We start from the raw sequence: 12893 nt of genomic DNA on the forward strand, positions 1-12893 counted from the left end.
AGGCGTCGGTCGCCGCGTCGTTCCCGAGGGGGTTGTCGAAGTCATGTCCGTGCTGGCCAGATTGAGCCTGCGCAACCGAAGCCTGATCGGCCTGCTCGCGCTGGTGGTCGTCGGTTTCGGTGCTTTCGCGCTGCCGCAGATCAAGCAGCAGCTCTTCCCGTCGCTGCAGTTCCCGCAGGCCCAGATCGTCACCTCGTACGCGGGCGCGTCGCCGGACGCGGTCGACCGCCAGGTCACCGAACCCCTCGAAGGCGCGTTGCAGGGGCTCAAGGGCCTCGAAGAGATCAACTCGACCAGCTCGGACGGCGTCTCGCGCGTCGTCACGCAGTTCGCGTTCGGCACCGACCTCGACGCGGCCGTCTCGCAGATCCAGCAGGCGGTGAACCAGGTCCGGCCGCGGCTGCCGCAGAACTCCGACCCGTCGGTATCGGCCGGCAGCACCGACGACCTGCCGGTGATCCTGGTCGCCGCGGGCACGGCCGGTGACCCGCAGCAGCTCGCGCCCGCGCTGACCGACCAGGTCGCGCCGGAGCTGCGGAAGATCGACGGCGTCCGCACGGTGACCGTCACCGGCGTGCGGCAGCCGCGCGTCACGATCACACTCGACTACGCGAAGCTGGCCGCCGCCGGCGTCGACCCGGCGTCGATCGCGACCACGCTGCAGACCGCCGGCGCCGCCGTGCCGGCCGGCACGCTGACCGAAGGCGACAAGACGCTGAGCGTCCAGGTCGGTGGCGGGCAGACCACTGTGGACACCCTCCGCGACCTTTACCTCACGCCGAGCGCCGCGGCCGGCGCCGCGCGGCCGGGAACGCCGGCACGCGGGCCGGTGAAGCTGGGTGACGTCGCCGACGTCCAGACCGGCTTCGCGCCGGCGACGTCGATCACGCGCACCAACGGCAAGCCCAGCCTCGGCCTCTCGATCACCATGGTGGACAACGGGAACGCCGTCGCGATCTCCGACGCCGTCCGCGCCAAGCTGCCGGACCTGGCGAAGAAGACCGGCTCCGAGATGAGCGTCGTGTTCGACCAGGGCACGCCGGTGAAGGACGCGATCAGCGGCCTGACCACCGAAGGCCTGCTGGGCCTGGCGTTCGCGGTCATCGTCATCCTGCTGTTCCTGCTGTCGGTGCGCTCGACGCTGGTGACCGCGGTGTCCATCCCGCTGTCGGTGGTGGTCGCGCTGATCGCGCTGTGGACCGGCGACCTGTCGCTCAACCTGCTCACCCTCGGCGCGCTGACCATCGCGATCGGCCGGGTGGTCGACGACTCGATCGTCGTGCTGGAGAACATCAAGCGGCACTTGGGTTACGGCGAGGAGAAGCAGCGGGCGGTGCTCGACGGCGTCCGCGAGGTGGCCGGCGCGGTGACGTCGTCCACGCTGACGACCGTCGCGGTGTTCCTGCCGATCGCGTTCGTCGGCGGGTTCGTCGGCGAGCTGTTCTCGCCGTTCGCGATCACCGTCACGGTGGCGCTGCTGGCTTCGCTGCTCGTGTCGCTGACCGTGGTTCCCGTGCTGGCGTACTGGTTCCTGAAGCAGCCCGAGGTCCCGGCGGACGCCATCGAGGCCGAGCGGGCCCGCGAAGCGGCCGTCGAGAAGGAGCGCCGCAGCTTCCTGCAGCGCGCCTACCTGCCGGTGATCCGGTTCGCGACCAAGCGGCGGCTGACCGTCGTGCTGCTGGCGCTGCTGATCTTCGCCGGCACGGTCGGGCTCGCGACGCGGCTGAACACGAACTTCCTCGACCAGTCCGGCGGCACCACGCTGAACATGACGCAGAAGCTGCCCGCGGGCACGAGCGCAGCGGCGAAGGAGAAGGCGGCGACGGCGGTCGAGCAGGCGCTGGCCGCGGAGCCCGCGGTGCAGACCTACCAGGTCAGTATCGGCGGCGGGGGCGCGTTCGGCTTCGGGGGCGGGACGAACACCAGCATCTCGGTGACCGTCGCGAAGGACACCGACCTGAACGCGCTGTCCGACCGGCTCCGGTCGAAGCTGACCTCCCGGCCGGAGCTGGGCGAGGTCAAGATCGGCGCGGACGCGTCCGGGTTCAACTCCGACCAGGTCTCGGTGACGGTGACGGCGCCGTCGGAGGCCGCGCTGAAGCCCGCGTCCGACCAGATCGTGCAGGCGCTCGGCGGAGTGTCCGGGCTGACCGAGGTGAGCAGCGACCTGGCCGTCGGCTCACCGCGGGTGCAGGTCGAGGTGGACGACGCCGCGGCCGCCGCGCGCGGGCTGTCGGCGAGCACCATCGGCCAGGTCGCCAACCAGGCGATCGCCGGCCGCACGGTGACGCAGCTGCCGGTCGGCGGCCAGCGCACGGACATCGTGCTGCGCGCCGGCACCGCGCCGGCCACGGTCGACCAGGTGAAGGGCCTGCAGATCCCCGGTCCGACGGGGGTCGTCCGGCTCGACGAGGTCGCGAAGGTGTCCACTGTGGACGGACCGGCGTCGGTGCACCGCACCGGCGGCGACCTTTCGACCACGGTCACCGCCAAGAACACCGGTGACAACCTGAGCAAGACGACCGCGGACATCCAGTCCAAGCTGGACGGGCTGACGTTCACCGGCGGCGCGTCGTACTCGCTCGGCGGCGTAAGCCAGGACCAGCAGGAGGCGTTCTCGAACCTGTTCCTGGCGCTGCTGGCGGCGATCGCGATCGTGTTCCTGATCATGGTGGCGACGTTCCGCAGCCTGATCCAGCCGCTGATCCTGCTGGTGTCGATCCCGTTCGCGGCGACCGGCGCGATCGGGCTGCTGCTGGCGACGGGCACCGCGCTCGGCCTGCCGGCGCTGATCGGCATGCTGATGCTGGTCGGCATCGTCGTGACGAACGCGATCGTGCTGATCGACCTGATCAACCAGTACCGGGCCGAGGGGATGAGCGTCGCCGACGCCGTCACCGAAGGCGGCCGGCGGCGGCTGCGGCCGATCCTGATGACCGCGGCGGCGACGATCTTCGCGCTCGTCCCGATGGCGCTGGGCATCACCGGCCAGGGCGGGTTCATCGGCCAGCCCCTCGCCATCGTGGTGATCGGCGGCCTGGTCAGCTCGACGCTGCTGACGCTGGTGCTGGTCCCGACCCTCTACACGATGGTCGAGACCCGCAAGGAGCGCCGCCGCGCTCGCCGCGAGGCCAAGCGGGCGCCGAAGGAGGCGCCGGAGTCGGAGTCCCTGGACCCCGCCCCGACCGCCTGAGTCACGCCGAAGGCGTTCACCGGCAACCGTGATCAGAACGCCGACACACGTGATCCGAGGGTCGACACGCGTGATTGAAGGGACGACACGCCGAGGCCATCCCAGCCCCGGCGTGTCGTCCGCCTGATCACGTGTGTCGACTCCGCAATCACGCGAGTCGACCCTTCGATCACACGTCTACTGCTTGAAGCGGTAGGTCATGCTGTCGAAGAGGATGCAGATGCTCGGCGACATCACGATCACGCGGAGCGTGCTGTCCCGCTCGTCGAAGTCGATGCCCTCGACCTCGAAGTTGCCGCTGCAGCCGCTGCGCAGCGGGAGCTGCCCCAGCGACGTCACGTGCCCGGCGACGTCCGAGCCGGACAGCGGGCTCGCGAGGTCGACCTGCAGCAGCGGCTTCGTGGTGCCGAAGAGGCTGCCGTCCGGGTCGTCGGACGCGCAGAGCAGGCGGGTCGCGGTCTGGAAGTCGCAGCCCTGGACGTCGCGGACCTGGTGGTCGAGCCGGATCGTGCCGGACAGGGGCAGGTTCTGGGCCGGGTCGGTGGCCGCCACGCCGGGCATCGGGTGGACCAGGAGGCGGTCCATCGTGCCCCACTCTCCCGCCACCATCCACCGGGCGTCGGGCGACACCGCGGCGAACGAGTTGTTGTTCGCTTCCCACGACTCGAGGTTGTGCTTGTAGTTCTTCCACGAGCCGTCCGGGGCCTGGACGCGGAAGAGCTTCGCGCCCCGGTCGTCACGCTGGTAGGGCTCGACGTAGAAGCCCTGGGCCGAGCCGGGGTCGCCGACGTGGTTCCAGCCCTGCGAGTTGAGGTCCGCCGGGATGGTGCCGATCCCGGTGTAGCGGATGGTGGTGCCCGAGGGGCGGACGATCGTGGCGAGCCCCTGGCTCTCGTCGAGGGCGCGCGCGGAGTCCCGGCCCACCTCCGACCAGCCGGTGACGGCCTGGGCGAGCGCGGGCGAGACCACGGCGAGCAGGGCGGCGAGGATGAGCACGATCCCGGTTCTGCGCATGTGCGACTCCGGTGGGTGAGGGGACCTGGCCCGCTGGATTTACCAGGTCTCCCGCACCCGGCACACCCGCCGAATGAAGGTTTTTCACGTTTGTTCGACGACTTGTCCGTTTCCGGACAGCCCGAAGACCCGGCGGGAACACCCGCCGGGGTTCAAGCCGGGGTCACTCCCCCGGGCGCAGCCCGTCGAAGATCTTCTTGCAGTCCGGGCAGACCGGCGAACCGGGCTTCGGCGACTTCGTGACCGGGAAGACCTCGCCGCACAGCGCCACCACGAAGTTGCCCATGACCGCGCTCTCGGCGATCTTGTTCTTCTTCACGTAGTGGAACATCTTCGGGGTGTCGTCGTCGGCCGTGTCCGTGCCCTCGGGCGTGGTTTCCGGCTTCGTCAGCGTCTCGGTGCTCACCCGGCCATTGTGCCCGAGTCCCGCCGGACCTCGTACGAAAGCCCCTCGACCTGGCAGGATCGGCGGCATGTTCCAGAAGGTGCTCGCGACGTTCGGCTCGGGCGGAGCGAAGATCGACGCCCGCCTGCTCGACCGGACCGCCTCCCCCGGCCGTCCCCTGCACGGCGAGGTGCTGCTGGCCGGCGGCGAGGTCGACCAGGAGATCAAGGGCCTCGCGGTGACGCTGCTGGCCCGCGTCCAGGTCCCCGGCGCGGACAAGACCGAGGACCTCCCGTTCGGCTCCCAGCACCTGGTCGGCGCCGAGACGATCCGGGCCGGGCAGCAGGTGCGCCTCCCCTTCGAGGTGCCGCTGCCGTGGGAGACGCCCGTCACCAGCGTCTTCGCCAAGCCGCTCACCGGCATGGCCGTCGGCGTGCGGGCCGAGCTCGACCTGGCCTCGGCCGTGTCGGACCCGTTCGACGCCGACGCCGTCTCGATCGAGCCGCTCCCGGCCCAGAAGCGGGTCCTCGACGCGCTGAGCCGCACCGGCTTCACCTTTCGCGAGGCGATCCTCGAGCAGGGCCGGATCAACGGCGCCCAGCAGCAGCTGCCGTTCTTCCAGGAGATCCGCTTCACGCCCTCGCCGCGTTTCGCGAGCGTGTTCTCCCAGCTCGCGGTAACGTTCCTGGCGTCGTCGAGCCGCACGGACGTCGTCCTGGAGGTCACCAAGCGGGTCCGGGTGAGCAAGACCGGCGGCTTCGGCGGGCGCGGGCAGGACTTCCTCGGGATGTTCACGATGAAGCCGGACGTGAACTGGGAGAAGCAGCTCGAGGACTGGCTGGACCAGGTCGCCCGCCCGCGCGGCATCTTCGACTGATGGAGTGGCGCGATGCGGTGGCGGCACTGGGCGGTGTTCCCGACGCGTGGCCGCGGCTCGAAGCGCGCTACGCCGAGCCCCACCGCCGCTACCACACGCTCGGCCACGCGGCCGCCGTCGCGCGGGACTCCGCCTGGCTGGCCGGCGACCTCGGCGACGTCGACCGCGCGATCGTCGCCGTCGCCGCCTGGACGCACGACGTCGTCTACGACGCGAACCCCGGCGAAGACGAACGCGCCAGCGCGCGATGGGCCCGCGAAGCGCTGGACGGGGTCGCCGAAACCTACCAGAGGCGCGTCGAAGGCCTGATCCTCGCGACGATCAAGCACGACGCCCCGCCGGACGACCACCTCGCCACCGCGCTCCTCGACGCCGACCTCGCCATCCTCGGCGCGCCCGAGGAGCGGTACTCGACGTACGCCCGCGCAGTGCGTGAGGAGTACGCGAAGTACCCCGACGACGTCTGGCGCGAAGGCCGCATCGCCGTCCTCGAAGGCATGCTGAGCAGGACGCTCTACCGCAGCGAAGCCGCGCGGACACGCTGGGCGACCGCCGCGGAAAAGAACCTGACGGCCGAGCTGACCCACTGGCGCCGTGAGCGAACCGATCACCGATGATGGTTCCTCGTGACCACCCCACTCACCCTGCACGAAGAGGTCGCCTCGGCGCTGCGTGACGGGCACCCCGTCGTCGCGCTGGAGAGCACCATCCTGTCCCACGGCCTCCCCGCCGGCCGCAACCTCGACGTCGCCCACCGCCTCGAGCGCGTGGTGCGCGACGGCGGCGCCGTCCCGGCCACCATCGCGGTGCTCGACGGCCGCGTCGTCGTCGGCCTCTCCCCCGCCGAACTGGAGCGCGTCTGCGCGCCGGACGCCGGCCTGGACAAGCTGTCGCTGCGCGACCTCGGCCCGGCCGTCGGCCTCGGCCGCTCCGGCGCGACGACCGTGGCGAGCACGTCGGCGCTGGCCGCCGCGGCCGGCATCGGGATGTTCGCCACCGGCGGCCTCGGCGGCGTGCACGTCGGCGCGGCGCAGTCGTGGGACGTCTCGGCGGACCTCGGCGTGCTCGCGAAGGTGCCGACCGTCGTGGTCTGCTCCGGCGTGAAGTCGGTGCTCGACATCCCGGCGACGCTCGAGGTGCTGGAGACGAACTCGGTGCCGGTGCTCGGCTACCGCACCGACGACTTCCCGGCGTTCTACCTCCGGTCGTCCGGGCACGCGGTGGGCTGGCGGGTCGACGACCCGAAGCAGGCCGCCGCCGTGGTCGCCGCGCACCGCGCGTACGCGAATTCCGGGGTCCTGCTGGCGAACCCGATCCCCGAAGCGTCCGAAATGGACAAAGAGCTGCACGACCGGCTGCTCGCCGAGGGCCTCGCGCTGGTGGCCGAGCGGGGCGTGCACGGCGCCGACGTCACGCCGGTGCTGCTGGAGCACTTCCACACAGCGAGCGGCGGCGTGAGCATCGACGCGAACGAAGCCTTGGTGCTCAACAACGCCAAGCTGGCGACCGAGGTGGCGGTGGCGCTGTCGTGAGCGGGATCGTGGTGGTCGGCGACGCGGCCCTCGACGTGATCGCCCGGCACGACAAGCCGTTGCCGCACGGCGGCGACGCGCGCGCGAAGATCCGGTTCACCGGCGGCGGCTCGGGCGCCAACACGGCGCTGTGGCTGCGTCACCTCGGCGCGGACACGACGCTGGTCGCGCGGATCGGCGACGACCCGGGCGGCCGGCTGATCAAGGCCGAGCTGGAGGCCGCGGGCGTGCGGTGCGCGTTCGCCGTCGACCCCGAGGCGCCGACGTGCTGCGTCGTGGTGATGGTCGACGGTTCCGGGCAGCGGAGCATGCTCGCCGACCGCGGCGCGAACCAGCGCTTCGCCCCGGAAGACGTCACCGCCGAGGCGCTGGCCGGCGCCCGGCACCTCCACCTGTCCGGCTACGTGCTGCTCGACCCGCCGTCGCGGGCCGCGGGGCTGGCGTCACTGGCCGCCGCTCGCGAAGCGGGGCTGACGACGTCGGTCGACCCGCAGGCCGCCGCGCACATCACCGACCCGGCCGCGTTCCTCGACGACGTCCGCGGCGTCGACCTGCTGATGCCGAACACCGAGGAACTGGTGGCGCTGACCGGTTCTGCGGACCCGGCGTCGGCGAAGGAACTGCTCGACGCCGTCGGCGCGGTCGTGGTGACCGCCGGGCTGGACGGCGCGAGCTGGGTCGATCAGGTCGGCGTCACGAGCGTCCCGGCCGTCGAAGCCGAGTGCATCGACTCGACCGGCGCGGGCGACGCGTTCGACGCGGGCGTGCTCACCGGCTGGCTGGCCAAGGAGTCCACTGTGGACATCCTGCGGCACGGGACGCGGCTGGGTGCCCTGGCGGTCGGGAAGGTGGGCCCGCAGCCGGTCTGACGCTCAGCCGTCGATGACGCGGTGGCTGGTGCCTTCGATCGCCGTCGCCTCGCGCTGGTAGGTCGAGACGTTCTCGGACCTGCGGGGCGGGCGGTCGTTGGCGATCAGCACCGCGATCCACGGCAGCGGCACCGAGATCGCCAGGAACCCCAGCGCCAGCCACCAGGTGTGGTAGGTCAGCCCGGCGAGGATCAGGCACGGGATGCGGCACGCCATCATGATCACGTACTTGCGCTTGCGCGCTTTGAACTGCTCTTCGTACGACGGGGCCGCCCCGGTGATCAGCACCGGGTCCGAGTCGTTGGCGGGCATGGTCACTGCACCACCTCCACGTCCCATCGTCCCACCTGTTCCGGTCATCCGACACCTGGGTGGGACAACCGGCTCAACGCGGCGGTCACGAGCGTCTCGATGCCGGTGCGCAGGGTCGGGTGCAGCACCGGAGCGAAGCGCGGCGAGTGGTTGGACGGGATGTCGCGCTCGAACCGGCCCTCGGTCATCGCCGTGATCACCGTGTGCGGGTCGAAGCCGCCGACCAGCCAGAACACCGACGGGACGCCGGCCGCGCGGCCGAACTCGCTGAAGTCCTCGCTGCCGGTGACCAGCGGCGCCGGCAGCACCGCTTCGGCACCGAAGTGGGCCCGGAAGACCTCGGTGAGCGCGTCGTTGGCCGCTTCGTCGTTCTCGGTGATCGGGTAGGAGCCCGACCGGACGATCTCGGGCGGCTTCGGCGCGCCGGCCGTCGCGGCCTCGCCGTTGACGATCCGCTCCACCGCGGCGAGCACGCGCTCGCGGACGGCCTGGTCGAACGACCGGACGTTCACCTCGAGCACGGCGTCGTCGGCGATCACGTTGCTCGCGGTGCCCACGTGCAGCGAGCCGACGGTGACGACCGCCGAGTCGGTGGCGGCGATCTCGCGGGAGACGATCGTCTGCAGCTTGAGCACCACGGACGCGGCGAGCACGGCCGGGTCGACGGTCGTCTCGGGGCGCGAGCCGTGGCCGCCGCGGCCGAACAGGGTGATGCGCAGGGTGTCGGTCGCGGCCATGATCACGCCGGGCCGGGTGAGCACCCAGCCGGCCGGGCCGGGCACCAGGTGCTGGCCGTACACGACGTCGGGCGTCCCGGCGCGGTCGAACAGGCCGTCGCGGACCATCGCGACGGCGCCGCCGACGCCCTCCTCCCCCGGCTGGAAGACCACCTGCAGCGTGCCGGACCAGGTGTCGCGGCCCTTCGCGAGCAGCGCCGCGGCGCCGGAGAGCCAGGTGGCGTGCATGTCGTGCCCGCACGCGTGCATGACCGGGACGTCCTTGCCGTGCTCGTCGGTGCCGCGGGCGGTGCTCGCGTACGACAGCCCGGTCTTCTCCTCGACCGGCAGCGCGTCGATGTCGGCGCGCAGCAGCACCGTCGGGCCCTCGCCGTTGCGCAGCACGCCCAGCACCCCGGTGCCGGCGATGCCGGTGTGCACCTCGTAGCCGTCGCGCTCCAGCCGCCGGGCCAGCTCGGCCGCCGTCCGGGTCTCGGCGAAGGACAGCTCGGGATGCCGGTGCAGGTCGATGTACAGCGCTTCGAGCTCGGGCAGCGCCGCGTCGAGCGGGGCGAGGACGCGTTCAAGGGTCACGGGGGCCATCGTGGCAGCATTACCCACCGTGAGCACGCGAAGCGTACTGCCCGACCTGTCCGACGACGTCTGCGCGCGGCTGCGCGAGGCCTTCCGGCGCGCCTCCTACGATGCCGACGGCGTGGTGGCCGCCCTCGGCGGGGCCGCGCACGCGGCGCTGGGCCGCGGCGAGCCGGTGCCGGCCGAGCGCGCGACCCGGGACGCGGGCGAGCTGGGCACGCTGATCCGGCTGTTCCTGCTGGGCGGCACCGAGCCGGAGACCGCGATCAAGGCCGCCTTCGCGCCGTTGTCCCCCGAGGACGCCGTCGCCGCGGGGGTACTGGCCCCGGCGGCCGAGGGCTACCGCGCGGCGCTCGACATCCGGCCGCACGGGGACGACGACGGCTCGTGGTGGGTGGTATCCGACCTCGACGCCGACGTGCTCGGCACCACCGTGCCCGAGGACCACGTGCTCGGCGTCGGGCACGCGTCGCTGTCGCTGATCCGCGCGACCAGCCGCCGCCCGGTCGGCACCCTGCTCGACCTGGGCACCGGCAACGGCGTGCAGGCGCTGCACGCGACCCGGCACGCCCGGCGCGTCACGGCCACCGACGTCTCCGAGCGGGCGCTGGCGCTGGCCGCGGCGACCTTCCGGCTGAACGAGCTGGACGTCGAGCTGGCCCGCGGCGAGTGGTTCGCGCCGGTCGCGCGGCGGAAGTTCGACCAGGTCGTCTGCAACCCGCCGTTCGTGGTCGGACCGGCCCGCGTCGACTACACCTACCGCGACTCCGGGCTGGCCGGCGACGACGCGACCGCGCTGGTGATCCGGCAGCTCCCGGGCTTCCTCAACGACGGCGGAGTCGGGCACCTGCTCGGCTCCTGGCTGCACACGGGTCGCGAGGACTGGGCCGACCGGGTGAGCCGCTGGCTGCCTGCCGAGACCGACGCCTGGTTCGTCCAGCGCGACATCGCCGACCCGGCGCTCTACGTCGGCACCTGGCTGCGGGACGCGGGCCTCGACCCGCGCTCGCCGGAGGGCCGGGCGAAGGCGGCGGCGTGGCTCGACTGGTTCGCGGCGAACGACGTCCAGGGCATCGGGTTCGGCTTCGTCACGCTGCGGCGCGCGGCCGGGCGCACCCCGACCGTGGTGTGCGAGGACCTGCGGCAGGCCTACGACGACCCGCTGGGCCCGGAAGCGGCCGGCTGGCTCGAGCGCGTGGACTGGCTGCGGGAATCGGGAGATTCCTTGCTCGATGTCCGTTTTGTGGTCCCGGACACGGTTTTGCTGGAAAGCGTCGAGGAACCCGGTGACGAGGGCTGGGCGACGACCGTCAGGCGGCTGCACCGCACCGACGGGCCGGGCTGGCAGCACGAGGTCGACGAGCTGGCCGCGCGGCTGCTCGCCGGCTGTCGCGGCGCGTTGCCCTTGGAGGACCTGATCGAGCTCCTCGCGTTCTCGCAAGGGCTCGAGGCGGAGGAGCTGGCGGCCGCCGCGCTGCCCGTCGTCCGCGAGCTCGTCCGGCACGGGATGCTCGTCCCGGCGGGCCGGTGAGGGCGGTCGCGGCCCGCGTCACGCGGGCCGACGTGACCGTCGAGGGCGAGGTCGTCGGAGCCATCGCCGAACCGGGTTTGCTGGTGCTGCTGGGAATCCACGTCGACGACGACGCGGCGAAGGCCGTGACGATGGCGCGCAAATTGCACGAGCTGCGCGTGTTGCGCGACGAGGAATCATGCGCCACGGCGAATGCGCCGCTGCTCGTGGTGAGCCAGTTCACGCTCTACGGCGAGACGAAGAAAGGGCGCCGGCCGTCGTGGACGCAGGCCGCCCGGCCGGAGGCGGCCGAGCCGTTGGTGGACGCCGTCGTGGCCGAGCTGCGCGGCCGCGGCGCCACCGTCGCGACGGGCCGTTTCGGGGCGATGATGGCGGTCTCGAGCGTGAACGACGGTCCGTTCACCGTTCTCGTAGAGGTCTAGACCACTGCCCGCCGGTTCACATCCTGACCCGATTCACATCGGATTCTCAGGTTGTCCGGTCACGGACCGTTCTCAGCAAAAGCTCAGCAATGGTGGAGCAACCGGAGCGCGCCCGCAGCCGTCTCCTTTTCAGGCGAGCCGGGAACGTTTTGGAAACCCGGAGCGTTGTGCCAGATGTCCAGCCAAGCCGGCCGGACCGGCGTACCGGGTTCCACAGGCCCCGGTCCGCGGGTACGCACCCGGTGGGACGACCGCAGCAACACGTTCAGCCCGTGACCGGGGAGGCAGAATGTCAGTCCAGACTCTCGAACGCGAGTCGCGCGGGATTCGCGAGCGCATCCCGGCTCAGGTGTCCGAGGAGCCGGTGAGCGTGGGGGCGCTCGCCGACGGCGACCTCGACGCCCCGAGCCCCGCCGCCGACCTCGTGCGTGTCTACCTCAACGGTATCGGTAAGACGGCGCTGCTGTCCGCGGCCGACGAGGTCGAGCTCGCCAAGCGCATCGAAGCCGGCGTCTTCGCCCAGCACATGCTGGACACCGGGGAGAACCTCACCCCGAAGCGCCGCAAGGAGCTCTCCGCACTGGTCCGTGACGGGCACGTGGCCAAGAACCACCTGCTGGAGGCCAACCTCCGCCTGGTGGTCTCGCTGGCCAAGCGCTACACCGGCCGGGGGATGCCGCTGCTCGACCTGATCCAGGAGGGGAACCTGGGTCTGATCCGCGCGGTGGAGAAGTTCGACTACTCCAAGGGGTTCAAGTTCTCGACCTACGCGACCTGGTGGATCCGCCAGGCCATCACCAGGGGGATGGCCGACCAGGGGCGCACGATCCGGCTCCCGGTCCACCTCGTGGAACAGGTCAACAAGCTGGCCCGCATCAAGCGCGACCTGCACCAGCAGCTCGGGCGCGACGCGACGCACGAGGAGCTGGCGGCCGAGTCGGGCATCCCGGCGCACAAGATCTCGGACCTGCTCGACCACTCGCGTGACCCGGTAAGCCTGGACATGCCGGTCGGCACCGAGGAGGACGCCCCGCTGGGCGACTTCATCGAGGACTCCGAGGCGACGGACGCCGAGAGCGCCGTGATCTCGAGCCTGCTGCAGGACGACCTGCGCCGGGTCCTGTCGACGCTGGACGACCGCGAGCAGCAGGTCATCCGCCTGCGTTACGGCCTCGACGACGGCCAGCCCCGCACGCTCGACCAGATCGGCAAGCACTTCGGGCTGTCCCGCGAGCGCGTCCGCCAGATCGAGCGCGAGGTCATGTCGAAGCTCCGCCAGGGCGAGCGCGCGGACCGGCTCCGCGCCTACGCCAGCTGATCACCGATCCACGGCTACGCCGAACGGGGCGGGTGCGCACCTGCGCGCGACGGCCGAGCGGCTGCAGGAGCTCGTCGCCGACCAGTGGGGCGCCCGGCTGATCCGCTCCTGGGAGGAGCGCTGGCTCGCC

General features: G+C 71.9%; 12 protein-coding genes. 8 read left to right on the forward strand and 4 right to left on the reverse strand.

What is annotated here, in order from left to right; genetic code table 11:
• Nucleotides 1-43 precede the first annotated feature (43 nt).
• Nucleotides 44-3193: an efflux RND transporter permease subunit gene (locus ABZ342_RS45020; RefSeq protein WP_360487089.1), complete on the forward strand. Its 3150-nt coding sequence runs from the start codon at nt 44-46 to the stop codon at nt 3191-3193.
• A gap of 177 nt (nt 3194-3370) precedes the next feature.
• Here ABZ342_RS45020 and ABZ342_RS45025 read toward each other — a convergent pair whose 3' ends face one another.
• Nucleotides 3371-4207 carry a hypothetical protein gene (locus ABZ342_RS45025; RefSeq protein ID WP_360487092.1) on the reverse strand — a complete coding sequence of 279 codons (837 nt, stop codon included), beginning with the start codon at nt 4205-4207 and terminating at the stop codon, nt 3371-3373.
• Nucleotides 4208-4370: 163 nt separating this feature from the next.
• Complete coding sequence (locus tag ABZ342_RS45030; protein ID WP_155542254.1) at nt 4371-4613, reverse strand: DUF3039 domain-containing protein; 243 nt, start codon at nt 4611-4613, stop codon at nt 4371-4373.
• Between the two features lie 67 nt (nt 4614-4680).
• On the opposite strand from ABZ342_RS45030, the gene ABZ342_RS45035 reads away from it, so the two are divergent.
• Genes ABZ342_RS45035 through ABZ342_RS45050 form a run of 4 tightly spaced genes read left to right on the forward strand, consistent with a single transcriptional unit; the run spans nt 4681 to nt 7870 of the window.
• Entirely contained in the window at nt 4681-5469 is a 789-nt protein-coding gene (locus ABZ342_RS45035; protein ID WP_360487095.1) for a sporulation protein, read from the forward strand.
• On the forward strand, nt 5469-6086 hold the full coding sequence (locus tag ABZ342_RS45040; RefSeq protein WP_360487098.1) for an HD domain-containing protein: 618 nt from the start codon (nt 5469-5471) through the stop codon (nt 6084-6086). Before ABZ342_RS45035 ends, ABZ342_RS45040 begins: the two co-directional genes overlap by 1 nt.
• 9 nt (nt 6087-6095) lie before the next feature.
• Nucleotides 6096-7001, forward strand: a complete 906-nt coding sequence (locus tag ABZ342_RS45045; protein WP_360487101.1) for a pseudouridine-5'-phosphate glycosidase — start codon at nt 6096-6098, stop codon at nt 6999-7001.
• Entirely contained in the window at nt 6998-7870 is an 873-nt protein-coding gene (locus tag ABZ342_RS45050) for a sugar kinase (RefSeq protein WP_360487104.1), read from the forward strand. The genes ABZ342_RS45045 and ABZ342_RS45050 overlap by 4 nt, the downstream gene beginning before the upstream one ends.
• A gap of 3 nt (nt 7871-7873) precedes the next feature.
• Here ABZ342_RS45050 and ABZ342_RS45055 read toward each other — a convergent pair whose 3' ends face one another.
• Nucleotides 7874-8188 (reverse strand): DUF3099 domain-containing protein, encoded by a 315-nt coding sequence (locus tag ABZ342_RS45055; RefSeq protein ID WP_360487107.1) that lies wholly within the window; start codon nt 8186-8188, stop codon nt 7874-7876.
• Nucleotides 8189-8226: 38 nt separating this feature from the next.
• On the reverse strand, nt 8227-9492 hold the full coding sequence (locus tag ABZ342_RS45060; RefSeq protein WP_155542249.1) for an amidohydrolase: 1266 nt from the start codon (nt 9490-9492) through the stop codon (nt 8227-8229).
• 28 nt (nt 9493-9520) lie between these two features.
• Here ABZ342_RS45060 and ABZ342_RS45065 point away from each other — a divergent pair, with 28 nt between their 5' ends.
• From ABZ342_RS45065 to ABZ342_RS45075, 3 genes are all read left to right on the forward strand, one after another.
• On the forward strand, nt 9521-11023 hold the full coding sequence (locus tag ABZ342_RS45065) for a methyltransferase (RefSeq protein ID WP_360487110.1): 1503 nt from the start codon (nt 9521-9523) through the stop codon (nt 11021-11023).
• Complete coding sequence (gene dtd, locus ABZ342_RS45070) at nt 11020-11445, forward strand: D-aminoacyl-tRNA deacylase (RefSeq protein WP_155542248.1); 426 nt, start codon at nt 11020-11022, stop codon at nt 11443-11445. Before ABZ342_RS45065 ends, dtd begins: the two co-directional genes overlap by 4 nt.
• Before the next feature lie 289 nt (nt 11446-11734).
• A complete protein-coding gene (locus ABZ342_RS45075) occupies nt 11735-12763 on the forward strand; it encodes a sigma-70 family RNA polymerase sigma factor (RefSeq protein WP_155542247.1) in 1029 nt (342 codons plus the stop codon).
• Nucleotides 12764-12893 lie beyond the last annotated feature (130 nt).

It is taken from the genome of Amycolatopsis sp. NPDC005961 (assembly GCF_040629235.1).
Lineage (GTDB): Bacteria > Actinomycetota > Actinomycetes > Mycobacteriales > Pseudonocardiaceae > Amycolatopsis > Amycolatopsis camponoti.

Excerpts from the sequence above, each read along its gene's own strand:
- ABZ342_RS45020 (WP_360487089.1), top strand. The coding sequence starts at position 44 with ATGTCCGTGCTGGCCAGATTGAGCCTGCGCAACCGAAGCCTGATCGGC.
- ABZ342_RS45025 (WP_360487092.1), bottom strand. The coding sequence starts at position 4,207 with ATGCGCAGAACCGGGATCGTGCTCATCCTCGCCGCCCTGCTCGCCGTG.
- ABZ342_RS45035 (WP_360487095.1), top strand. The coding sequence starts at position 4,681 with ATGTTCCAGAAGGTGCTCGCGACGTTCGGCTCGGGCGGAGCGAAGATC.
- ABZ342_RS45040 (WP_360487098.1), top strand. The coding sequence starts at position 5,469 with ATGGAGTGGCGCGATGCGGTGGCGGCACTGGGCGGTGTTCCCGACGCG.
- ABZ342_RS45075 (WP_155542247.1), top strand. The coding sequence starts at position 11,735 with ATGTCAGTCCAGACTCTCGAACGCGAGTCGCGCGGGATTCGCGAGCGC.